The sequence below is a fragment of the Kitasatospora sp. NPDC088779 genome (assembly GCF_040685395.1).
Classification (GTDB): Bacteria; Actinomycetota; Actinomycetes; order Streptomycetales; family Streptomycetaceae; genus Kitasatospora.
Window position 1 is genome coordinate 23,136 of record NZ_JBFBHW010000059.1, and the last position, 22,553, is coordinate 45,688.

General features: G+C 74.8%; 24 protein-coding genes. 12 read left to right on the forward strand and 12 right to left on the reverse strand.

The window, feature by feature from the left end:
• Positions 1-211: 211 nt before the first annotated feature.
• The 5 genes from AB0P03_RS35155 to AB0P03_RS35175 form a co-directional block, all read right to left on the reverse strand.
• Positions 212-811, reverse strand: a complete 600-nt coding sequence (locus tag AB0P03_RS35155; RefSeq protein ID WP_363632638.1) for a hypothetical protein — start codon at positions 809-811, stop codon at positions 212-214.
• 61 nt (positions 812-872) lie between these two features.
• On the reverse strand, positions 873-2,021 hold the full coding sequence (locus AB0P03_RS35160) for a beta-ketoacyl synthase N-terminal-like domain-containing protein (protein WP_363632640.1): 1,149 nt from the start codon (positions 2,019-2,021) through the stop codon (positions 873-875).
• Positions 2,018-2,272 (reverse strand): acyl carrier protein, encoded by a 255-nt coding sequence (locus tag AB0P03_RS35165; protein ID WP_350885552.1) that lies wholly within the window; start codon positions 2,270-2,272, stop codon positions 2,018-2,020. The genes AB0P03_RS35160 and AB0P03_RS35165 overlap by 4 nt, the downstream gene beginning before the upstream one ends.
• Entirely contained in the window at positions 2,269-2,562 is a 294-nt protein-coding gene (locus AB0P03_RS35170) for an acyl carrier protein (protein ID WP_363632642.1), read from the reverse strand. Before AB0P03_RS35170 ends, AB0P03_RS35165 begins: the two co-directional genes overlap by 4 nt.
• Positions 2,563-2,595: 33 nt before the next feature.
• Entirely contained in the window at positions 2,596-4,032 is a 1,437-nt protein-coding gene (locus AB0P03_RS35175) for an AMP-binding protein (protein WP_363632644.1), read from the reverse strand.
• Positions 4,033-4,212: 180 nt separating this feature from the next.
• Here AB0P03_RS35175 and AB0P03_RS35180 point away from each other — a divergent pair, with 180 nt between their 5' ends.
• The 4 genes from AB0P03_RS35180 to AB0P03_RS35195 all read left to right on the forward strand — a co-directional run bounded on the left by AB0P03_RS35180 (position 4,213) and on the right by AB0P03_RS35195 (position 8,502).
• Positions 4,213-5,307: an alpha-hydroxy acid oxidase gene (locus AB0P03_RS35180; protein ID WP_363632646.1), complete on the forward strand. Its 1,095-nt coding sequence runs from the start codon at positions 4,213-4,215 to the stop codon at positions 5,305-5,307.
• A 49-nt stretch (positions 5,308-5,356) separates the two neighbouring features.
• On the forward strand, positions 5,357-6,151 hold the full coding sequence (locus AB0P03_RS35185; RefSeq protein ID WP_363582542.1) for a methyltransferase domain-containing protein: 795 nt from the start codon (positions 5,357-5,359) through the stop codon (positions 6,149-6,151).
• A 105-nt stretch (positions 6,152-6,256) separates the two neighbouring features.
• Positions 6,257-7,192, forward strand: coding sequence for an alpha/beta hydrolase (locus tag AB0P03_RS35190; RefSeq protein ID WP_363582544.1), 936 nt, complete (start codon positions 6,257-6,259; stop codon positions 7,190-7,192).
• Entirely contained in the window at positions 7,189-8,502 is a 1,314-nt protein-coding gene (locus AB0P03_RS35195) for a PLP-dependent aminotransferase family protein (protein ID WP_363632648.1), read from the forward strand. Before AB0P03_RS35190 ends, AB0P03_RS35195 begins: the two co-directional genes overlap by 4 nt.
• Before the next feature lie 84 nt (positions 8,503-8,586).
• On the opposite strand, the gene AB0P03_RS35200 is transcribed toward AB0P03_RS35195, so the two are convergent.
• From AB0P03_RS35200 to AB0P03_RS35215, 4 genes are all read right to left on the reverse strand, one after another.
• A complete protein-coding gene (locus tag AB0P03_RS35200) occupies positions 8,587-9,351 on the reverse strand; it encodes an ABC transporter permease (protein WP_363582548.1) in 765 nt (254 codons plus the stop codon).
• 22 nt (positions 9,352-9,373) lie between these two features.
• A complete protein-coding gene (locus tag AB0P03_RS35205; protein WP_363582550.1) occupies positions 9,374-10,348 on the reverse strand; it encodes an ATP-binding cassette domain-containing protein in 975 nt (324 codons plus the stop codon).
• Positions 10,349-10,494: 146 nt separating this feature from the next.
• Positions 10,495-11,688 carry a glycosyltransferase gene (locus tag AB0P03_RS35210; protein WP_363632650.1) on the reverse strand — a complete coding sequence of 398 codons (1,194 nt, stop codon included), beginning with the start codon at positions 11,686-11,688 and terminating at the stop codon, positions 10,495-10,497.
• A complete protein-coding gene (locus AB0P03_RS35215; protein WP_363632651.1) occupies positions 11,685-12,008 on the reverse strand; it encodes a hypothetical protein in 324 nt (107 codons plus the stop codon). Before AB0P03_RS35215 ends, AB0P03_RS35210 begins: the two co-directional genes overlap by 4 nt.
• A gap of 145 nt (positions 12,009-12,153) precedes the next feature.
• Here AB0P03_RS35215 and AB0P03_RS35220 point away from each other — a divergent pair, with 145 nt between their 5' ends.
• From AB0P03_RS35220 to AB0P03_RS35235, 4 genes are all read left to right on the forward strand, one after another.
• Positions 12,154-13,086: a 3-oxoacyl-[acyl-carrier-protein] synthase III C-terminal domain-containing protein gene (locus tag AB0P03_RS35220; protein WP_363632652.1), complete on the forward strand. Its 933-nt coding sequence runs from the start codon at positions 12,154-12,156 to the stop codon at positions 13,084-13,086.
• Positions 13,087-13,155: 69 nt separating this feature from the next.
• Positions 13,156-13,446, forward strand: a complete 291-nt coding sequence (locus AB0P03_RS35225) for a phosphopantetheine-binding protein (protein ID WP_079136143.1) — start codon at positions 13,156-13,158, stop codon at positions 13,444-13,446.
• A gap of 4 nt (positions 13,447-13,450) precedes the next feature.
• Complete coding sequence (locus AB0P03_RS35230) at positions 13,451-14,230, forward strand: hypothetical protein (RefSeq protein WP_363582557.1); 780 nt, start codon at positions 13,451-13,453, stop codon at positions 14,228-14,230.
• A 158-nt stretch (positions 14,231-14,388) separates the two neighbouring features.
• On the forward strand, positions 14,389-16,131 hold the full coding sequence (locus tag AB0P03_RS35235) for a condensation domain-containing protein (RefSeq protein ID WP_363632653.1): 1,743 nt from the start codon (positions 14,389-14,391) through the stop codon (positions 16,129-16,131).
• 30 nt (positions 16,132-16,161) lie between these two features.
• Here the strand turns inward: AB0P03_RS35235 and AB0P03_RS35240 are convergent, their stop codons facing one another.
• Together AB0P03_RS35240 and AB0P03_RS35245 are read right to left on the reverse strand one after the other, a co-directional pair.
• Complete coding sequence (locus AB0P03_RS35240) at positions 16,162-16,818, reverse strand: hypothetical protein (protein ID WP_363582561.1); 657 nt, start codon at positions 16,816-16,818, stop codon at positions 16,162-16,164.
• Positions 16,819-16,913: 95 nt separating this feature from the next.
• Positions 16,914-17,609: a sigma-70 family RNA polymerase sigma factor gene (locus AB0P03_RS35245; RefSeq protein ID WP_363582563.1), complete on the reverse strand. Its 696-nt coding sequence runs from the start codon at positions 17,607-17,609 to the stop codon at positions 16,914-16,916.
• Positions 17,610-17,833: 224 nt separating this feature from the next.
• On the opposite strand from AB0P03_RS35245, the gene AB0P03_RS35250 reads away from it, so the two are divergent.
• The 4 genes from AB0P03_RS35250 (at position 17,834) to AB0P03_RS35265 (ending at position 21,304) form a co-directional block, all read left to right on the forward strand.
• Positions 17,834-18,637 (forward strand): SAM-dependent methyltransferase, encoded by an 804-nt coding sequence (locus AB0P03_RS35250; RefSeq protein WP_363582565.1) that lies wholly within the window; start codon positions 17,834-17,836, stop codon positions 18,635-18,637.
• 118 nt (positions 18,638-18,755) lie between these two features.
• A complete protein-coding gene (locus AB0P03_RS35255; protein WP_363582567.1) occupies positions 18,756-19,682 on the forward strand; it encodes a hypothetical protein in 927 nt (308 codons plus the stop codon).
• 135 nt (positions 19,683-19,817) lie between these two features.
• On the forward strand, positions 19,818-20,549 hold the full coding sequence (locus AB0P03_RS35260; RefSeq protein WP_244293554.1) for an SDR family NAD(P)-dependent oxidoreductase: 732 nt from the start codon (positions 19,818-19,820) through the stop codon (positions 20,547-20,549).
• A gap of 23 nt (positions 20,550-20,572) precedes the next feature.
• Complete coding sequence (locus tag AB0P03_RS35265) at positions 20,573-21,304, forward strand: polysaccharide deacetylase family protein (protein ID WP_363582769.1); 732 nt, start codon at positions 20,573-20,575, stop codon at positions 21,302-21,304.
• 92 nt (positions 21,305-21,396) lie between these two features.
• On the opposite strand, the gene AB0P03_RS35270 is transcribed toward AB0P03_RS35265, so the two are convergent.
• Positions 21,397-22,350, reverse strand: a complete 954-nt coding sequence (locus AB0P03_RS35270) for an excalibur calcium-binding domain-containing protein (protein WP_363582569.1) — start codon at positions 22,348-22,350, stop codon at positions 21,397-21,399.
• Positions 22,351-22,553 lie beyond the last annotated feature (203 nt).

Sequence of the window (22,553 nt, forward strand, 5' to 3'; positions counted from 1 at the left end):
TCGGGCGGCCGCGCGGGCGGCGAAGGGTGTCGGCGGGTGTCGGTGGGCTGTCGGCGGGTGCGACGGGGCCTGGGTGGGTGACGGGGCCGGGTGCTGGTCTGCCGGGTGCGGCTGCTTCAGTCGTCGGGCCTCGTTCGTGGGTACGGCCGGCGGTGGCCGGACGGTTCAGCCGGTGGTGACTGAGGCGGTGACTCGGCCGATGACCGGGACGTCAGCCGGTGACCAGGACGGCCACCGCGTGTCCGGCGGCCTCGCCCGGTCCGTCGTCGCCCGGTTCGGCGTCGCCCGGTTCGGCGGCGATGACCAGCACCTGGTCGGCGTCGCCGTCCGCGAGGAGCAGCGCCGCGAGGTCGAGCGCGTCCGAGGGCACCTGCCCGGGGACGGCGCGGGCCGGGCTGATCGCCACGACGGGGCCGGTCAGGCCCCAGCGGGCGGCGATGTGCCCGAGGACGGCGTTGGGGTTGGACTGGAAGAACAACAGGGGTGCGGGGCGCCGTCCGGGTTCGGCGCTCCGGTCGATGGCCCGCGCGGTGGCGCGGTCGCCGCCGGCGCTGGCCAGCAGCAGTGCGGTTCGCCCGGGGGCGGGCGGGGCGCCGTGGTGGGCGCGCAGGCAGCGGTCGGCGGTGTCGGCGACCAGCGGGTTGAAGCCGGAGGCGGCGAAGCCGGGCAGCGGTGGCGGCGGGCCGGCCAGGTCGGGGTCGGCCGAGCCGGGGTCGGGTCGGCGGGCCTCGGCGAGGACCCGCAGCCGGGCGGCGGCCGGCGCGGGTGCGGCGAAGTTCGTGGCGTCGGGGTCTGTGGCGTCGGTGGTCATGGTGTGGGTGCCGGGGTACGGGGTCGGCGCCGTCGAACGGCGGGCGGGGGCCGGTGGCCGGTCATGCGGGGGCCACCAGCAGGGCGGTGTTGGCGCCGCCGAAGGCGGAGTTGAGGCTGAGTGCGTAGCGGGGGCGGGCGGCGCGGGGGCCGTCGAGGACGAGGTCCAGGCCGACGTCCGGGTCCGGGCCGAGCCAGCCGGCGTTGACCGGGAGCAGGCCGGTGCCCAACGCGCCGATGGTGACGGCGAGTTCGAGCAGGGCGGAGGCTTCCAGGGCGTGCCCGTGGACGGATTTGCTGGAGCTGACCGGGAGTTCGGCGGTGTGCGCGCCGAAGACCCGGCGCAGCGCGCTCGCCTCGGCCTGGTCGGCGAGGGTGGAGCCGGTGCCGTTGGCGTTGACGTAGCCGACTTCGGCCGGGGCGACGCCGGCGCGGGTGAGCGCGGCCTCGACGGCCCGGGCGACTCCGGCGCCGTCCGGTTCGGGGCGGCACACGTGGTGGGCGTCCCCGGCGCGGCCCCAGCCGGCCAGCCGGGCGAGGGCGGTGGCGCCGCGCCGTTCGGCGGCCGGGGCGGCCTCGACCAGCACGGCGGCGACCGCGTCGCCGAGCAGGGTGCCCGTGCGGCCGGTGCTGAACGGGCGCAGCTCGCCGTCCCGGGCCAGCGCGCGGCCGGCGTCGAAGACGGCGAACACGCCCGGCTCGACCAGGTGCCCGGCCGCGACCAGGACCCGCTCGTGCCGCCCGGTGGCGACCAGCGCCGCGGCGTCCGCGACGGCGGTCGCGGCTGCCACACAGGCGCCGGTGTACACCCGGGTGACGCCCGCGGTGCCCCAGGCGGCGCGGACGCCGGCGGCCACCGCGTCGGCGGTGCCCCTGGTCCGTTCGTCGCTGTGCAGGGCGAGCAGGACGGGCGTGTCCGCGCCGTCGGCGGCGGTCAGTCCGGCCTGGCGGCAGGCCTGCCCGACGGCGTCGAGCACCGCGCGGGCCAGCGGGAAGGTGTGCGCGAGCGGCACGTCGTCGGGCAGCAGGGCGGCCCGGGTGGCGCGGCGGGCGCTCACGTCGAAGCGGGTGACGGGGCCGAAGGCGGTCTTGCCGTGGGCGGCGGCCTCGGTCAGCGGGCCGAGTCCGCGCCCGGCGGCGCTGAGCACGCCGAGCCCGGTGACCACCGGCCGGCCGCGCGGCCGGTGTGCGGAGGGCGCGCCGGTGGTCATGGCCGGGCGCCCACACGTTCGGCCAGGACGGCCGAACGCAGCAGCTCGGTGGCGTCGTCGACCGTCCGGACGGCGCCGAAGCGGTCGTCGTCGAGGTCCACCTGGATGCCGTAGCGCTGCTCGAACTCGGCTATGAGCCAGGTGAGTTCGAGCGATCCGAGGTCGTCGGGCACGGTGTCGGCGGCGCGCTGCCCGAACGCCGCCAGCATCGCGCGGACCTCGGCCCGGTCGGGGAGGGCGGAGCCGCTCACGCCGGGCTGCCGGCGGTGGCGGTGGCAGCGGCGGCGGTGGTGCTGGCGGCGATCCGCTTGACGACGTCGGCGGTGAACTCGTCGAGCGTCATCAGCGCGGTGGTCTCCATCTCGTCGAGGTCGAACTTGATCCCGAACTCGTCCTCGACCTGCACCGACAGCTCGGCCAGCGCGAGCGATTCGAGGTCCAGCCCGGCCGGGCCGAGGTCGGTGTCCCCGGTGACCTCGGAGACGTCGTACTGCATCTCGGTGAGCGAGGCGAGGACGAACTCGCGGACGCGGTCCTGCATGGTGTGGCTCCTTGTCGGGGTGCGTGCGGTGGATCAGAGCGCGGCGGCCGTGGCGGTGCTGCGCAGGGCGGCCGGGTCGCGCAGGAGTTTTCCGGTGGCGGTACGGGGGAGTCGGGGCAGCAGGGCGAGCCGTCGCGGCCGCTTGTAGGCGGCGAGCCGGCGGGCCAGCCCGTCCTGGACGAGGGCGAGGTCGGCGTCGGGTTCGGTGGCGAGGTAGGCCTCGATCGCGCCGTCCTCGAAGACCACGACGGCCTCGCGGACCTCGGGCAGCGCGGTGAGCGTCTGCTCGACCTCGGTGAGGTCGACCTTGAGGCCGCCGATCGAGACCTGCGAGTCCAGGCGGCCGAGGACGGTGACCAGGCCGGTGGCCGGGTCGAGTTCGGCCGCGTCGCGGGTGTGCAGCCAGCCGTCCGACCAGCGGGTCGGGTCGTCCAGCCCCGGGTAGGGCGAGGATTCCGCGCCGATTCGCAGTTCGCCCGCGACCAGCCGCAGCCGCATCCCGTGGACGGGCTGCTTGGCCGGGTGGAGCGTGCCGGACAGGTCGGTGGCGATGACCCCGGTCTCGGTCATCCCGTACATGGTGCCGAGCGGGACGCCGTAGCGGTCGGCGAACAGCGCGGGCAGGCCCGGGCGGACCAGCTCGCCGGCCACGATCATCCGCCGCAGCCCCGGCAGCGCCGGGGGAGCGACGGCGCCGGCCAGCAGTTCGGCGTGGAAGGGCACTCCGATGACGGTGGTCGGCCGGTCGCCGGCGGCGACCGCGGCGAGGATGCCCGCCGCCGTCATCCGCTCGGGCACGGTGAGCGAGGCCCGGGCGTGCAGACTGTTGAGCAGTCCGCCGACCAGGCCGAGCACGTGCACCACGGAGGACAGCAGGACGACCCGCTCGCCCTCGCCGGGGAACTCCACCAGCCTGTGGTAGCAGTCGAGTTCGCGGAGCAGGTCGGAGGCCGTGCGGGCGATGACCTTGGCCGGGCCGGTGGACCCGGAGCTGAGCTGGATCAGCGCGTGCCCGGTGCGGGCCGGGCGCCCTTCCGGCAGCCGGACGGCCACCGGCTCGACCTCGGAGAAGCCGCGCAGGGCCGCCGCGGGTCGGTGGGCGGAGCCTACCAGGACCTGCGGGGCCAGCCGCGCCACCGCCGCGTCGACCTCGTGGTCCGTCAATCGGTGGTCGAGCAGCGCCACTTGGGCGCCGAGCCGCCAGCACGCCAGCAGCACCGTGACGAACGCCACCGAGGGCGGCAGCCGTAGCGCGGCCGTGCCGCCGGGGCCGAGTCCGGCCGCGGCGAGGTGCGCGGCCTGTTCGTCGACCAGGGCGCGCAGGGCGTCCCGGTCGAGTGGTACGCCGAGATGCAGGCACTCCTCGCCTCCAGGACCGGCCAGCAACAGCCGGTCGACCCAGGCGTCCGGGGCGTCGGCGTGCGGCGGTGAGGAAGGCGGAAGTGAAGAGGGGGAAATGCCGGTCAACACCGCTCCACACAAGTGAGGGGATTTGACATGGACGCCGTTCACAACCAAAACGGTCAATTCCGTTGCCAGACGATTGCACAGACGTTTGGTCAAATCAAGGTCTATACCAATGTGGTTGTTGCTCCTACGCTGCGGAACCGGGGCTGGTCCACGCGTGGCCGCCCGGAATCGAGGATGCCCGTGGGAGAACTCACGCTGGCCGGGATGGAGCGCGCCGCGCGCGCGCAACTTTCCCCGGAAATATGGGACTTCATCGAAGGCGGCAGCGGCACGGAACGCACCGTGGCGGCGAACCGGGAAATGTTCGCGCGCTATGCACTGCGCCCGCGCACGATGGTCGACGTCTCCGACTGCTCGCCCGCGAGCATGCTGCTCGGCGCGCCGCTCGGCCTGCCGGTCGGCATCGCCCCGATGGCCTACCACCGGCTGGTCGACCCGGAGGGCGAGACCGCCACCGCGCGCGCCGCCGGCCGCGCCGGGGCCCTGCTGGTCGCCGGCATGTTCGCCAGCCGCACGCTGGAGGAGATCGCGGCCGCCGCCACCGGTCCGCTCTGGCTCCAGCTGTACTGGCTGCGCGAGCGCGCCGCGCTCGCCGCCCTGGTCGAACGCGCCGAGGCGGCCGGCTACCGCGCGCTCGTCCTGACCGTGGACGCCCCCAGGATCGGCCGCCGCCTGCGCGACCTGCGCAACGGCTTCGCGATCCCGCCCGCCGTCCGCGCCGTCAACCTGGACCAGGACCTGATGTCCGCCAGCCACCGCGCGACGGACGGCGGCTCGGGCATCGCCGAGCACGCCCGCGAACAGTTCGACCCCACCCTGACCTGGGCCGACCTCGACTGGCTGCGGGCCCGCACCCGGCTGCCGCTGGTCCTCAAGGGCATCCTGACCGCCGAGGACGCCCGGCTCGCCGCCGAGCACGGCGCCGACGCCGTCGTGGTCTCCAACCACGGCGGGCGGCAACTCGACGGCGCACTGCCCTCCCTGGCCGCACTGCCCGAGGTCGTCGACGCCGTACCCGCCGACCTGCCGGTGCTGCTCGACGGCGGGGTGCGCACCGGCGCCGACATCGCCGTCGCGCTCGCCCTCGGCGCCCGCGCCGTCCTGGTCGGCCGTCCGGTGTTCTGGGGCCTCGCCACCGAGGGGGAGGCCGGCGTGCACCGCGTCCTCGACCTGCTGCGCGACGAACTGGAGCACACCATGGCCCTGTTGGGTCGCCCCCGGCTCGCCGACCTGGACCGCACGGCCCTCGCCCCCTGGCCCTGCCCGGCCGGCTGAACCGCGCACCGCCTGCACCACGTTGTCCGTACTGGATGGAGAACAACAGATGACCGAACCGACCCCCGAGACCGAACGCAACGACCCCTTCCCCGGCTGGGACTGGGACGACCCCGACGGCCTCGCCACCCGCCTGGACGCCTTCAGCGAGCAGGTCGCCACCTGCGACACGCTCGAAGCGCACCCCGGCGGGCTGCCCCGCGACCACGCCGGATTCCGCGAACTCGGCCTCACCGGAATCGAGTTCGCCGCCTTCCGGACCGCCCACCCGGAAGGACTCGGCACCGACCTCACCACCCTGCGCAGCCCCGACGCCGCCACCGAACCCGGCACCCTCTACCGGGTCGACGGCGACCGCTGGTTCACCCAGCTCGACATCGGCCGGCCGCTGCCCTTCGCCGACGCCAGCGTCGACTGGGTCTACGCCGAGCACCTGATCGAGCACGTCACCATGCCGGTCGCGGTCGGCTGGCTGCGCGAGGTGCGCCGCGTCCTGCGCCCCGGCGGCGTGCTGCGCCTCACCACCCCGGACCTCGCCCGCTACCTGGCCGGCTACGCCAACGAGGACGGCTTCCTCGCCAAGCACCGCCGCCGCCTCACCACCCTCGGCTTCGGCCCGCCGATGCCCGCCCGCCCGGCCTTCCTGGTCAACCAGATCTTCCGCCACTACGGGCACCAGTGGATCTACGACCTGGACGAGCTGCGCCACGTCCTCACCCTCGCCGGCTTCGAACCCGAGCGGATCCGCCACTGCGCCTACCGCCAGGGCGCCCGCCCCGACGTCGCCGACCTCGACACCGCGTTCCGCACCGACGAGACCGTCTACGTCGAAGCCGACCGCTAGGCCCTCGTGTCCTCAGGCCCATGGACCCCTGGATCCTGAAGTCCTCAGGCCCTGAGTCCGCCCGCCGACGCCTCCGCACCGGATCTGTACCGAACGGGACCACCCATGCCCCTGCACCCCCAGGCCGAGGCGCTGCGCGCCCGGCGCGCGAGCGGCGGTGCGCCGCCGCTCTACACCCTCACCCTGGCCGAGGCCCGCGCCGCCGACCTCGCCGACATCCGCGCCGCGGCCGGGAGCCCCGAGCCGGTCGCCGCCGTCGAGGAGCACCGTATCCCCGGCCCGGGCGGCGAACTCGCCCTGCGGCTCTACCGCCCCGAGCCGCCCGGCCGTCAACTACCGGCCCTGCTGTACCTGTTCGGTGGCGGGTGGGCCCTCGGCTCGCCGGACACCAGCGACGCGATCTGCCGCCGGCTGACCAACGCGGCCGGCTGCGTCACCGCCTCCGTCGGCTACCGGCTCGCCCCCGAACACCCCTTCCCCGCGGCCGTCCACGACTGCCGCGCCGCGCTGTACTGGCTCGCCGCACACGCCGGCGAGCTCGGCGTCGACCCGGGTCGGCTCGCCGTCGGCGGCGACAGCGCCGGCGGCAACCTCACCGCCGCCCTCACCCTGATCGCCCGCGACGAGAACGGCCCGGCCCTGCGCCACCAACTGCTCGTCTACCCGAACACCGACCACGCCGCCGACACCCCCTCGCTGCGCGAGCACGACGACCCGATGCTCTTCAACCGCCGCTCGGTGGCCTGGTACTGGGGCCACTACCTGGCCGACCCCGCCGACGGCGCCCACCCGCACGCCTCCCCGCTGCGCGCCCCCGGCCTGGCCGGACTGCCGCCCGCGACCGTCATCACCGCCGAGTACGACCCGCTGCGCGACGAGGGCGAGCAGTACGCCGAGGCGCTGCGCGCGGCCGGCGTCCCGGTGGAGAGCCGCCGCTACGCCGGCATGCCGCACGGCTTCTTCGCCATGACCGGCACCCTGGACGCGGCCGCCGACGCCCAGCGCTACGCCGCCGAGCGGCTGCGCGAGGCCCTGCGGTGAGCGCGCCCGAGCCCCTGCCCCTGGCCGACCTGCACGCCAGCCTGGCCGACCCGCTGCTGGACGCGATGACCTTCCTCAACGAGGTCACCACCCGTTACCCCGACGCCGTCTCCTTCGCCCCCGGCCGCCCCTACGAGGGCTTCTTCGAACCCGAGGACGTCCCCGCCTACCTGGACACCTACCTCGCCCACCTGGCGGCCCGCGGCCTCGACCGGGACGCCGTGCGCACCGCGCTGTTCCAGTACGGCCCCACCAAGGGGATCATCGCCGACCTGGTCGCCCGCACCCTCGCCAACGACGAGGGCCTGGCGGTGGCCCCCGAGGCCCTGGTGCTGACGGTCGGCGCCCAGGAGGGCATGCTGCTCACCCTGCGCGCGCTGTGCGCCGGCCCGGACGACGTCCTGCTGGTCAGCTCGCCCTGCTACGTCGGGGTCACCGGCGCCGCCCGGCTGCTCGACCTGACCACCCTCCCCGTCCCCGAGGGCCCATCCGGCGGCCCCGACCCGGAGGCCGTGCGCGCCGCCGCCCGGGCGGTGCGGGCCGAGGGCCGCCGCCCGCGCGCCCTCTACGTCGTCCCGGACTTCGCCAACCCCTCGGGCACCAGCATGCCCGTCGCGGCCCGCACCCGGCTGCTGGAGACGGCCGCCGAGGAGGGCCTGCTCGTCATCGAGGACAATCCGTACGGCTTCTTCGCCCGCGACCCGGGGGAGCGGCCGACGCTCAAGGCGCTCGACCGCCGCCGCCAGGTGGTCTACCTGGGCTCCTTCGCCAAGACCTGCTTCCCCGGCGCCCGCCTCGGCTACGTCGTGGCCGACCAGGAGGTGGTCGGCCCCGGCGGGCGGCGCACCCTGCTGGCGGACGAACTGGCCAAGCTGAAGAGCATGACGACGGTCAACACGCCCGCGCTCAGCCAGGCCGTCATCGGCGGCATGCTGCTGCGCCACGACTGCCGGCTGCGCGCCGCCAACGCCGCCGCCACGGCCCACTACGCGGCGGGCATGGACACCCTGCTGCGGGAGCTGGACCGGCACTTCCCGGCCTCCGAGCGGCGCCGTTCGGGCGTGTCCTGGAACCGGCCCGAGGGCGGCTTCTTCGCCGTGCTGACCGTCCCGTTCGCCGCCGACGACGCGGCGATGGAGCGCTGCGCCCGCGGGTACGGGGTGCTGTGGACGCCGATGGCGCCGTTCTACCCGGCGGGCGGCGGGGAGCACCGCCTGAGGCTCTCGATCAGTTCGCTGACACAGACTCAGATTATCGACGGTGTGGCAAAGTTGGCAGCGTTCATCGCCTCCCGGGCGATCGCTTCCTGAACGACGCTCGCAACAGCAGGAGGGGCCCGGCTCGTGAGCCGGGCCCCTCCTCGTGCACGTGTCCCCGTCCTCGTGCGTCGTGTCTCAGCGCACCCGGGTGGAGAACAACCGGGCCGACCAGTACACCGACAGCACGGTCATCACCACGACGACCAGCAGGCCCTGCCACACCGCACTGTCCCCGAGGTGGCCGGAGAACAGCGCGCGCATGCCCTCCACCGCCCAGTAGAAGGGGTTCCACTTGGCGGTCTGCTGCAGCCAGTGCGGCGCCAGGGTGAGCGGCAGCAGCACCCCCGAGAGCAGCGCGATCGGCTGCGCGATGGTGTTCACCACCGGTGCCATCGCCGCGTCCGTCGGCACCATCAGCGCGATGCCGTAGGAGATCGCCGAGGTCATCAGCGCCAGCAGCCCGAGCAGCAGGTAGGCGAGCAGCAGGTTCAGCGGGCTCACCCGCAGCCCGAACGGCAGCGCGATCAGGGTGATCAGGACGGCCTGCACCAGCAGCGCCACCATCTCCCGCAGCGCCCGCCCGAGCAGCAGCGCCAGCCGGCTCACCGGCGTCACCCGGGAGCGCTCGATGATGCCGGCCCTCAGCTCGCCGAGCAGGCTGAAGCCGGTGAACAGCCCGCCGAAGATGCACAGCACCGCCAGCAGGCCCGGCACGTACACCTGGTAGGCGTCGGCGTAGCTGCTGGCACCGTCGGGGGCGAGCACCTTCTTCAACAGCGGGGCGAACAGCAGCAGGTAGAACACGGGCTGGATGATCCCGACGGCGATCCAGATCGGGGTGCGGATCATCAGCAGCACCTGGCGCTGGAAGACCAGCCAGGTGTCGCGGGCGAGCTTCATGGTCTCCCCAGGAATGGGCGGATCAGGACTGCTGGAGCGAACGGCCGGTGCGGGCCAGGAACACGTCGTCCAGGCTGGGGCGTTGGAGCTGGACGGTGCCGGGCGTCACGCCCGCCCCGTCCAGCGCGCGCAGCAGCTGCGGGATGGCCGCCGCGCCGTCCTCCAGGTAGAGCCGCAGTCCGTCCTCCCCGCTGAACTCCAGCCGGTGCAGGTACGGCTGCGGGCGCAGCACCTCGGCGGCCCGCTCGGCGACGCCCTCTCCGGGCTCCAGCCCGAGCAGCACGACGTCGCCGGAGATCTCGCGCTTGAGCACCTCGGGCGTGCCCTCGGCCACCACCTGGCCGTGGTCGACGATCGCGACCCGGTCGCACAGGGCGTCGGCCTCGTCGAGGTAGTGCGTGGTGACGACGACGGTCATGCCCTCGGTGCGCAGCCGGCGGATCTCCTCCCACACGTACGCCCGGCTGGCCGGGTCCAGCCCGACCGTGGGCTCGTCCAGGAACAGCACCCGGGGCTCGTGGATGACGCCGAGCGCGATGTCCACCCGGCGGCGCTGGCCGCCGGAGTAGGTGGCGCACGGGCGGTCGCCGAATTCGGCCAGGTCGAAGGCCTTGAGCGCGCCCTCGGCGGCCTGGACGGCCTGCGCCTTGGCGACGCCGTACATCCGGGCCTGGAGCACCAGCTCCTCGCGGGCGCTGACGGTGTCGGTGGTGCCGCCGCCCTGGGCGACGTAGCCGATCCGGCGGCGTACACCGGCCGGGTCGGTGAAGAGGTCGGCCCCGGCGATGCTGGCCTGACCGCCGTCCGGGCGGATCAGGGTGGCCAGCATGCGCAGGGTGGTGGTCTTCCCGGCGCCGTTGGGCCCGAGGAAACCGTAGATCTCGCCCGCGTCGACGGACAGGTCGATGCCGCGCACAGCGTCGACGGTGGGGTTCTCGCCGCTCTTGCGGGAGGTCTTCTTGCGATAGGACTTGCGCAGTCCCGTGGTCTCGATCAACCGGAACTCCCGTGCGGGGATGGGCTGCCACGGCACCTGGGAAGGCGGTGCTCGGCACCTGCGAAGGCGGTGCTGGGCGCCACCCTAGGCCGAACTCCGGCCCGGAGACAATGGCCTAGACCAATGGACGTTGATCTTCCGGTCTGCTACAGGATCCCCGGTAGCGGCTGTCGGAAGTCCTGCCCGGCTCGGGCCGACAGGGCCTCCAGCCGGTCCGCGGCCGTGGCCGCCCCGCCGCCCGCGCGCAGCGCCTCGCCGACCCGAACCGCGCCGCGCCGGTAGTCGGCCGTGTCCAGGACGGCCCGCAGGGCCCGCGCCAGCCGCTCCGGCGTCACCCGGGCGAACGGCACCCGCAGCCCCGCCCCGGCCGCCGCCACCTGCGCCGCGACGAACGGTTGGTCGTGCCGGATCGGTGCGGTGACCAGCGGCAGGCCGTGCGTCAGGGCCTCGCCGACGGTGTTCATCCCGCCGTGGCACAGCACCGCGTCCAGCGCGCCGCGCGCCATCAGCTCCAGCACCGGCGCCCGGTCCACCGCGACGGCCTGCGGCGGCAGTTCGGGCAGCAGCTCGCGCGGGGCGGCGAACACCGGCTGCACGTCGTCGCCGCACAGCTCCAGCGCCCGGGCGGCCCGCGCGTGGAAGTCCGCGCCCAGCTCGCCGGCCAGTGTGCCCATGGTGACCAGCACCCGCCGGCGCCCGGGCAGCAGCCGCTCCCACGGGAAGTCCGGATCGGCCGGCCGAACGGAGTGGACCGGCCCGACCAGCGCGTGGTGCGGGGGCGGCGCGTCGTCACCGGTCAGCGCGGGACCGGTGGTCGCCAGCACCAGGGCGGGGGAGAAACGCGGGTCCACGTACTCCTGCACGGGCAGCCGGGCGCGCTCCCACAACCCGCGCAGCAGGCCGGTCATCCAGGCCTCCACCTGCGGCAGCGCCCGGTACGGGCGGCCCAGTTCCATCGCCCCGGGCGCGAAGCTCGCCCACGGCAGGCCGTGCCGGTGGGCGGCCAGCGCGCCCGCCGGGGTGTGCTGGTCGACGAGCAGGACGTCCGGCCGGAACTCCCGCACGATCGCGTCCAGCGGCTTCGCGGTGAACCGCGCGTACGGGACGATGAAGCCCTCCCAGAGCGAACGCAGCGCGGCGAGCCCGTGCCCGCCCTGCGCCCGGAACGCCCGGGTGCCGGTGCCGAGCACCTGGGCCCCGGGACCGAGCAGCGGGCGCAGCACCGACTCGGTGCCGGTCCAGGCGACGTCGTGTCCGCGCGCGGTCAACTCGGCGGCGATGCCCGCCGCGGGATTGACGTGGCCGGTCAACGGGGGCATCACCAGCAGGAACCGGGTCATCGCGCACCCTCCTCGGGGATCAGTTTCTGCAGGTCGGCGACGGTCAGCGCTTCCAGGGCGGCCAGGTCCAGCCCGGCGCGCAGCCGGGCCAGGTCGGCCGCCGGGCCGAAGCGTTCGCGCAGGCGCCCGGCGAGCGCGGCCAGTTCGCCCTCGTCGAGCAGCAGGTCGCCGTCCAGCCGGGCGTCCGGGGTCAGCCGGTCGGCCCAGCCGGCCGGCGCTCCGGCGGCCTCGACCAGCAGCGCGACCAGCTCGGGGTGCAACGGCGCGGCGGGGCGGTGCGGTTCACGGTCGGACGACGTGTGAGAAATGGCATCGGACATCGAAGGGGGTCTCCCACCTGCTCGACGGCACGGGGGTGAACGCGCCCGCCCAGGAGGCGGATTCGGCGGCCTCGGAGACGAACGCGATGGTGAAGGGGCCCGAGATCACTTGTGCGACCCGGCGGGCGTCGGAATACTAGCCCGCGTGACAGCACTGGAGGCAGTGGCCGTTCACCTCCCCCCGCACGCCGTGCCCATCGAGGCGGTTGGTGAGCGGATCGGCCTGACCCCACGTCAACTTCGACTCTTCCGCCGCTTCCACGGACTGGACCAGCTCCGTCTGGACCCGTCCGGGACGCTGCCCGACCTGCTTGACTCCGCCCTCGACAACCTGCCTGAGCTGCGCGGACGCGAACGGGACGTCCGCTTCGTGATCCACGCGCGCAGCATGCCGGTGGCGGTGCCCTACCCGCTCAACCCACTGCACGACCTGCTCGCCCCGCGCGGCCTCGCGCACGCCAACGCCTTCACGGTGACCCACCACGCGTGCGCGGTTGGCCTGCTGGCCATCGACCTGGCCGGCCGGCTGCTCGCCGCCGAGCCCGACCCGCGGGCACTGGCGCTCATCCTGGCGGGCGAGAAGACCTTCACCAAGGACGCCCAGGTGGTGCCCGAGACGGGTATCTTCGCCGAGGGCGCGGCCGCCTGTCTGGTGAGCGCCGACGGCGAGCGCCACCGGGTGCTCTCCTTCGCGGTGCGCCAGCGCCCGGAGTTCGACGGCCGGCTGGCCGAGGACGCGGACCTCCTGGCCCGCTACCAGCGCGAGTACCCGAACGTGATGGTGGAGGCGATCGAGGCCGCCCTGGACGAGGCCGGTCTGGACCTCTCCGACCTGGCCGCGGTGCTTCCGCACAACGTCAACCAGGCGTCGTGGCGGATGATAGCGCGCCGGATCGGCTATCCGCTCGACAAGGTGGTGCTGGACAACGTGCTGTCGGTGGGGCACAGTTTCGCTGCGGACAGCCTCATCAATCTTCACACCGCCACCACGCGGGGGCTGCTGCGCCGCGGCGACCACTACCTGATCGCCGCCGCCGGTGTCGGAGCCACCTTCTCCGCGATGACGGTCCGCTGCTGACGAAGCGTCTACTTCGTCCGTCTTTCCCACGCCAGACCACTCTCCCACGTACGACGGGACGGGACACCCATGTCAGAACCTGTGGTCCAGACCACTGACCCCGAGCTGCGCGAGCGGATCCGCACCGGCATCGGCGAGCTGCTGCCCCGAGTCCTCAAGCGCGAACTGCCCGAGATCCCCGAGAACGCCTGCCTCTTCGACGACCTCGGCCTCACCTCCGCCGGCACCATCGAGCTCATCCTGGAGCTGGAGGAGTCGCTCGACATCCAGGTGGACGTCGAGCAGATCACCGAGGACGACCTGCGCTCGGTCACCAAGCTGGCCGACTACGTCGCCGGACACGTCATCCCCGAGGACTGACCGGGTGGCCGACCACGGCCTGCGGATCACCCGGGCGCTCGCGCGGCGCTTCGACGGCCGCTCGGAGGCCTCGCTCCACCCGGACCTGCGGGTGTTCGTCTCCGACCTCGTCCGCCCCTACGGCCTGCCGCTGCGCGAGGACCTGCTGAGCGAGGGCGTCGGCCACTCCTACGAGGAGCTGGCCGCCGGCCTGGTGCGCGAGGCGCTCGCCGAGGACGAGCCCGTCGACCTGCTGATCCTGGCCTTCGACACCCCGGACGTCCGGCCGGGTGCGCCGTCCTCGCTGGCGCTCAGCCGATCCTGTCCGGGCACGCCGCTCGCCTTCGCGGTCTGCGACCAGGGCGTCGCAGCGGCCTTCACCGCGCTGCGCCTCGCGGTCGACTACCACCGCACCGGATCCTGCCGCCGGGCGGTCGTGGTGCTCGCCGAGCAGACCGCGCTGCACCACGAGCCGGCCGCGCCGGTGGCGCTGCCGGAGCGGCACGGTGTGGTGGTGCTGGTCTGCGAGGAGGCCCCCGGGCCTGACATGACCGTCCACCAGATGCCCGGTGCCGAGCTGTCGGATGCGGCGGTGCGGGCCCGGGCCGCCGAGCTGGGGCCCGACCCGGCGCTCGTGCTCGGCCCCGGGCTGGCCGGTGCCGAGGACTCGGCGGCCCAGCCGTTCACCGGGGCCTGGGCGGAGCTCGCCGAGCAGCTGCCCGCCTGGCGGGCGCAGGGGCGCCCCGTCCTGGTCGCCGACCTGGACCGCAGGCTCGGCGTGCTGAGCGCGTTGACCCTTCCGTAGTCATGGTTCGGTTCATGCCAACTCTCTTGTCTCACACAGGAATTGGCGAATCATCGGTTAGGTGAACGATTGGTCTGGACCAGCGTGCGAGGTCGCTGGTAGCGTCCCGATCGCACCCCGCTGAACCCTTCCCCGGCGAGCCGAAAGGCGCGTACGACGTGACCCCGTACGGCGAGACACAGACCAGTAGACGGATCGAGGTCCGGTACGCGGCCTCGGCCGACGACTCGGCCGGTGGTGCGGCTGTCGATTCGGGGCCGCTCACGCTCGGCCAGGACAACATGATCCGGTGCATCGGGCGCGATGCCCCCGAGCAGATCAACAAGGATTCGCTCTGGCCCGTCCCGGACGGCACCTCGGTGGCGGCCGGGCTGGCCGCCCTGCGCCGACTCGTCGAACGGCACGAGTCGCTGCGCACCTCCTTCCCCGCCGGCCCCGGCGCGGACGGCTTCCCGGAGCGCCAGGTGGTGCACCCGGAAGGCCGGTTCACCGTCACCGTGATCGAGGCGGGCGACCGCAGCGACCCCCAACTGGACGCGCTCGCAGCTGAGTTGGGTCGGGCCGACGTCGCCGTTCCGTTCGACCTGGCGGCCGCCCCGCGGCTGCGCTTCACCCTCGTCACGGACGGGGAGCGACTGCTGCGGCTGGTCGCGGTGGTCTGCCACGCGGGGGCCGACGGCGCCGCCACCGTGCTGCTGATCCAGGACTGGCTGGACCTCGCCGCCGGCAAGGACCTCCCGCCGGTCACCGCCCCGACCCCGCTGCGGATCGCGGACGCGGAACGGAGCGCGCAGGGCCGCCGCAGGTCGGCCGCCGCCCTGCGGTACTGGGCCCGCTGCCTCGCCGCCGGCCCGCAGGTCGTGTTCGCCGACGCGCGGATCACCGGCCCCCCGCACGACCTCTCCGCCGTCCTGGTCCGCTCCCGCACCGCCGCCGAGGACCTCGCCGCCGTCTGCCGCCGCACCGGCGCGAGCCCGTCCGTCGTCCTGCTCGCCGCCTTCGCCGCGCTCGTCGCGCACCGGTCGGGCCGCACCGGGCTGGCGCTCTCGGCGCTCTCCGCGAACCGTCAGCGCGCCGCCCTGGTCGACCACGTCGGCACCCTGGCGCAGGACGCCCTGATCCTGCTCGACACCGGGACTGCCGACCTCGACCAGCTGATCGGCCGGGCCAAGGCGGCCTCGCTGAGCGCCTACTGGCACAGCACCCTGGACGCCGAACAGGTCTGGCGGCTCATCGAGGACTGCGCCCACCTGCGCGGCAGCCGGTTCCCCCGCCACGTCGTGGTCAACGACCTGAGCCTGACCATCCCCGCCGCCGTCGCCGACGCCCAACCCGCCGCGACCGCCGACCCCGAACTGACCCGGCTGCCCGCCCCACAGCTGCCGGTCCGGCTGATGTTCACCATCCTGCGGATCAGCGGCAGCCTCGACTTCGCCCTGATCAGCTGCCCGCAGGTGCTGGACCCGGACGAGACCGACCGGTTCGCGCGGGCGCTGCTCGCCGTCCTGGCCGCCGCCGCCCGCGGGCCCGTGCCGCTCGACGCCCTGCCCGGCGTCGGCGGCGTGCCGACCCCCGACCGGAGCGGGGAGTGGCACCTGGTCGACGGCTCCTGGATCGACCTGGCCGCCGTTCGCGACCTGCTGGAGGCCGCCCTCGGCGCGCGGGCGGAGATCGAGCTGGCGCTGGACGAGGGAAGGCTGACCGCCAGGCTGACCAGCGCGGACCGCGAACTCACCCCGGCCGTCGCCCACCACGCGGTGGTCGCCGCTCTGCCCGGCCGCGACACGGCGATGGCGCCGCACCACTACGTCGTCCGGCACACCGGCTCCGGGGCGGAGGCCGTCACCTCCGGCGGCGGCCGCGACCCGGACATCGCCGCCCGGCAGGCGGTGCTCACCTGAACGGGGGAGCACGGGCAGGCGCGGGCGGGCTCACTCCAACGGGTCCTCGCCGTCCCACCGGACATCCCACGAACACTCCGAGGTCGCCCCCGAGGTGAGCCCCCACGGGCTCGGCACCTCCTCCTCGTCCTCGTCGCCCTGCAACGGCAGCCGGTCGATCACCGCGACCAGCCGCGGCGGCAGTTGCGGCGCCAGCCCGTGGTGGACCCGGGACAGGATGTCGCGCCGCACGTCGTCCGGCAGTAGCGGCCTGGTCATCCGCAACGGCATCGGCCCGGAGGGGCGTCCGGCCGCAACCAGCTGGTCCGACCAGGCCCGCCAGTAGTCGGCGTCGTCGTTCTCGCCGAGCTTCAGATGGTGCAGGTGCAGGCAGTACGCCGCCGTGCCGCAGCCCGATCCGGCGGCGAAGCGCCACCAGAACTCGGCGCCCTCCTCCCTCCCGGTCGCGTAGAGCAGCGCGGCGAACACCTCCGCGCCCTCGGGTTGGATCCGGCGGGCGTTCACCAGGAGGTCGAGCCCCCGGGAGGCGTCCGGTGCGCCCAGTACCAGGGCCACCACCAGGCCCAGTTCGAAGGCGGCCTGCTCGAACTCCGACGGAAGGTGTGTCGGCGCGGCCGTGAGCCGGGCCTGGCGCAGTGCTGCGATGCGCTCGGCGTGCGCGCGCTCCGGCCGGGGCACGTGGACCACCGCACGCCCCCCGCCGCTCGTACCCGCCTCGCCGCTCGTACCCGTCCTGTCGCTCGTGCCCGCCCCGTCGGGCGGGTCCGCTTCCTGCCCGGGCGTCACAGCTGACCCGCGTGGTCCGGCAGTTCACCCGCTCGGTCGGCCGGTTCACCCGCTCGGTCGGCCGGTTCGCCCGAGCGGTCGGGCAGTTCGCCCACGCCGAGCCGGCGCGCCAGTCGCTCCCGCGCGTGCCGCAGGTTGGAGTGCACCGTCGCCACCGGCCGCCCCAGGTAGGCCGCGATCACCTTGACGTGCAGGCCCAGCAGGTACCGCAGGATGATCACATCCCGTTGTCGGTCCGGGAGTTCGAGGATCGCCGCGTACAGCCGCACCTCGTCCGCCTCGCTGTGCAGCAGCCCGTTCGCGACCTGCTTGAACGCGCCGATCACCGCGGCGAAGGTGACGGCCTCCACCGCCACCGGTTCCTCGGCGGACATCCAGTCCGAGACGTGCCGGTTCGCCAACCGCCAGGCGTACGCGGCCGGCTCCTCGAACCGCAGCACCTGAGGCCAGCAGCGGGCCAGGTCCGCCTTCACGGCCTCGACCACCAGTGCGGCGTCCGCCTGGCCGCCTATCCTGGTCAACGCGAGAGCGTGCCAAGCGGGTTCATGGGTCTCGCAGAACGACGCGTAGGTGAGGTCCAGCCGCAGGCCGAGGTCGCCACCGGCCTCCCGGTCCGACTCCGCGCCGTCGGCGCGCTCCAGCGTCGGCCCTCCCCGGTACCCGCGCACGGGGGCGTCCCTGTCGATCGTCATCGAGCCTGCTTTCCGTGGCCGCCGGCAGCTCGGCGGGCCACTCGAGGTTCGGGCTGTCTGCGCCCATCCTCAGTCCATCCGGCTCGTCACTCCAGGCCGCATCCCGAATACAGATCGTCATCCCATGGGATCGCCCGACTGGTTGGAGCGCGGCGGTCCGCGCTCGACCTCCGGATACGGTGGGCACCAATCGACAGGTGTCCGCGACGCCGAGGGGGAACGCGATGAGCCTCTACGACGGAGTCGACCTGCGGCTCAACATGCCGCACTCGGCCCGGATGTACGACTACTACCTCGGCGGCTTCACTAACTTCGCCGCCGACCGCGAGGCCGCCGGGCACGCCCTCGCGGTCGCACCCTGGCTGCGCGTCGCCGCCCGCGCCAACCGGTCCTTCGTCCACCGTTCCACCCGCGCCCTCGCCCGGGCCGGCATCGACCAGTTCCTCGACATCGGCACCGGCATCCCCACCCCGCCCAACCTCCACGAGGTCGCCCAGAGCGTCGAACCGTGCGCCCGCGTCGTCTACGCCGACAACGACCCGATCGTGCTCTCACACGCCCAGGCGCTGCTCACCGGCACTCCCGAAGGCCGCACCGCCTACGTCGAGGCCGACGTCACCGACCCCGCCCGCCTCCTCGCCTCGCCCGGCCTGCGCGACACCATCGACCTCACCCGGCCCGTCGCGCTCTCCCTCAACGCCCTCCTGCACTTCGTCCCCGACACCCGTGGCGCCCACGAGCTCGTCGAGCACCTCAAAGCGGCCCTCGCCCCCGGCAGCGCCCTGGTGATGACCCATGTCACCCCCGACTTCGCCCCGACCGAGATCGCCGGCCTGGTCCGGATCTACGAATCCGCCGGCACCGCCGCCCAGGCCCGCACGCTCCCCGAGTTCACCCGCTTCTTCGACGGCTGGAGCCTCATCGCCCCCGGTACCGTCCCCACCCCCCACTGGCGGCCCACCCCCGCCGACCCGCCGGCCACCGCCCCCGAGGCCGCCGCCTACGCGGCCGTGGCGCTCAAGCCCTGACCCCGCCCGCCCGGTCGCCCCTGCCCGGTCGCCACCCAACCCCCTCCACCCGTGCGGCCCCGCCGTCCCGGGGACAGACTGGTGGTGGATCGATGCTGCCCGTGAGGCTGGGAGAGGCATGCTGCTGGGACTCACCACCGCCTTGGTCGCGACCGTCTGCTTCGGGTTCGGGGCGGTGTTCCAGGCGCGCGGGGCGCGGTCGGCGCCGCAGGCGGACCGGGTGCGGGCGGGGCTGCTGGCCGCGCTGGCGCGGTCGTGGGAGTTCCTGCTCGGCACGGTGCTGGACATCGTCGGTTTCGCGCTGAGCATCGTGGCGCTGCGTAGCCTGCCCCTGTTCCTCGTGCAGGCCGTCACCAACGCGAGCCTGGCCGTGACGGCGCTCGCCGCCGTCCGGCTGCTCGGGGCGCGGCTGCGCCGGGGGGACGTGACGGGAATCGTCGCCGTGGTGGTCGGCCTGACGCTGCTGGCGTCGGGGTCGGGCCGGGAGGGCCGGGAGCACGCCCCGCCGCTGTTCCACTGGGCGCTGCTCGCGACGACCGCCGTGATGCTGCTGCTGACCCTCGTCCTGGTGCGCCGGGCCGGTACCGTGGCGGCGGCCGGGCTGGGGCTGCTGGCGGGGGTGGGGTTCGGGGTGACGAGCCTGGCGGTGCGGGTGATGGACGCGTCGAGCCTGGTCACCGTCCTCACCGACCCGGCGGCGTACGCGCTCGCGGTGGGCGGCCTCGGCGGCTACCTGGCGTACGCGCTGGCGCTTCAGCGCGGCACGGTCACGGCCGCGACCGCCGCCGGGACGGTCGCCGAGACCTTCGGCCCGGCGCTGGTGGGCGTGGCGGCGCTGGGCGACGCGGCGCGTCCGGGGTTCGAGTGGTGCGCGCTGGCGGGCTTCGCGGTGGCGGTGGGCGGCACCTTCCTGCTGTCCAGGTTCGGGGAGTTGGAGGGGCAGTCCGCGGAGGTGGCCGCCGCGCGGCCGGGCTCGGCGGACCGGGACCCTGAACCGGGCCCGGACCCGGAGGCGGACGCGGAGCCGGCCGTCCCGCCCCGGTAGCCCGGGTGGCGCCGCCGTGCGAAGGTGACTTGCCGGACAAATCGGACGGTGACACGCCCACGGAGCGGCAGGTGCGCGATGGCGGACGAAGCCCAGCCGGGCCCCCGACGGCCGGGGCCCGCCGACCCTCCGGTCGTGCTCGTCACCGGCGCGTCCTCCGGCATCGGCCTGGCCACGGCCGTCCGCCTGGCCGACGCCGGCTGGCGGACCCTGCTGTCCGGTACGGACGGCGCCCGCCTGGACGAGGTCGCCGCCCGGACCGGCGGCCGCGTCCTGCCCGAGGACCTGAGCAAGCCGGACGGCCCGAGCCGGCTCGCGGAGGCGGCCCTCGCGGAGGCCGGCCGGGTGGACGCGCTGGTCGCCAGTGCGGGCCTGGGGTGGCGCGGACCGTTCGCGGACACCCCCTCGGACGTCCTGGACCGGATGATCGAGGTCAACTTCGCCGCCCCGCTGCGGCTGGTCCGCCTGCTCCTGCCGGGCATGCTGGAGCGCCGCCGGGGCCGGATCGTGCTGCTCGGCTCGATGGCCGGCCAGGTCGGCGTGCGCGACGAGTCGGGGTACGCGGCGACCAAGGGCGGGCTGGCGATGTTCGCGGAGAGCCTCTGGTACGAGCTGCGCGGCACCGGGGTGGGGGTGCGCCTGGTGCTGCCGGGCCCGGTGGACACCCCGTTCTTCGACCGGCGCGGCACCCCCTACCAGCGGGAGCGGCCACGGCCCGTGCCGGCGGAGCGGGTCGCCGACACCGTGGTCGCGACCATCACCACCGGGCGTGACCGGCTCTTCGTGCCGCACTGGCTCGGCTTCCCGGCCCGGATCCACGGCGTGGCGCCGGGCGTGTTCCGGCGCATGGCCTCCCGCTTCGGGTGAGCCCGGTGAACACGGCCACCCGGGTGCTCGCGACGGCGACCGTGACGGCGGCTGCGGCGGAGTTCGGGCACCTGGTTCCGGCGGCGGTGCGCCTCCCGGCGCTGCGCCGCACGCTGGCCCGCCGAACCGCCGGCCACGGCGCCGACCCGCACCACGTCGCCCTGACCTTCGACGACGGCCCCGACCCGCGCAGCACCCCGGAGATCCTGGACGCGCTGGACGCGCTGGGCGGTGTCCGGGCCACCTTCTTCCTGCTGGGCTCGATGCTGGAGCGCGCCCCCGCCCTCGGCCGGGAGCTGGTGCTGCGCGGCCACGAGGTGGCCGTCCACGGCTGGCACCACCGGCCGCAGTGGTACCCGGCCCCGGCCCGTGACCTGCGCGAACTGCGCCACGCGACCGAGGCGGTGACCGCGCTGTGCGGGGTGCGCCCGCACTGGTACCGCCCGCCGTACGGGGTGCTGACGGCGGGCCCGGCCCTGGCCGCCCGGCGGCTGGGCCTGCGCCCGGTGCTGTGGACGGCCTGGGGCCGGGACTGGACGGCGGAGGCGACCGGGGCCTCCGTCTACGCGACCGCCCGCCCCGGCCTCACCGGCGGCGCGACCCTCCTCCTGCACGACTCCGACTGCACCTCCGCCCCCGACTCCTGGCGGGCCACCCTCGCCGCCCTTCCGCTGATCGCCGCCCACTGCCGCGCCCACTCCCTCACCCTCGGCCCGCTCCGCGACCATGCCGTCCCGGCGCCCGCCCGCGGCTGACGGCATCGCGCCCGCCGCCGAGCGCCGGGCGGACGGCGAAGCCCCGCCTCGACCGAGGCGGGGCTTCGCCGTGTGGCGTTGCTCGGCGTCTTCTAGCGTTCGCAGGCGACGCCGTCGTTGTCGCGGTCCAGGCCGGATCGGTACCCGGGGTCGCCCCGGTGCAGGGGGGCCTTGCCGGCGGCCTTCACCGCGTCGCAGTTCTTGTAGTAGGCGCTGCCGCCGGCACCGCCCTGGGAACCGCCACCCGACGCCCCGTCCGAGTTCGCGTCCGAGCCCCCGCCTGACGTTCCGCCCGACGTTCCGCCCGACGACCCGCCAGTGGAACTGCCGCCGGCGTTGCCCTGGTGGTTCGGGCTGGACGGGTCGTTGCGTTCGTCCGCGTAGAGCGCCGCGTACCGGTCCGCCGGGCACGAAGCCCCCGGCTTCACCAGCTGGAGCGCGGGAGAGGCCGCCGGGTACAGCTTGCTCCCGGGCTGGAGCACGTTCGCGCACACCACCCAGGCGTCGTGGTCGGCGGGCAGCGCTAGGTCCAGGTAGCGGCTGTGCTCCTGGATCCGGTCGGCTGCGACACCGGCCGCCACCAGTAGGGCACGCGCCTCCCCGGCGGTGTGCTGGGCGACGTCGGGCATGACACCCGACACGGCGCTCGGAGTCGGAGTGGGAGTGGGAGTCGCGCTCGGAGTCGGAGTCGCGCTCAGGGCCGGCGTCGGGGACCCGGCGTCGGCCGGGGTGGCCGCCGTCGTGGCCGTAGCCGTAGCCGTAGCCGTAGCGGTCGGAGCCGGAGCGGCGGTCGTCGCCGGGGCCGCGACCGGCTGCGCCTTCTCCGGCTTCGGCCCCGTGATGACGCCCAACCAGAAGAGCGAGCCGATCAGGCAGCAGAAGGTCAGCGCCACCTTGGCGGCGACGTGCAGGCGGCGGGAGCGCCACAGCCAGATCGCGGCGAGCGGCGGTACGAACAGCAGGGTGGCGGCTCGGACGAGCCGGTTGGCCGTGGTGCGGGGCGGTACGGCCTGGGGCCCGGGCGGCCGGTGCGGGTCGGGGGTCACGAGGGGGTTCCTTCGAGCAGGAGCGTGTCCCCGGGGAGAGCGGCACCCCGGGGTGGGTGCTCCGGCCTGGGCTGGACGGCCGCCGCTGCCGGCGGGCGAGGCCGCTGTCCGGGGCCGTCCGGAGGCTTCGGAGAGTGTAAAGGACTCGTATGGAACAGGTATGCGCCAGGTAGCGAACTCCGGCCCCGGCCCCCGCCCGGGTG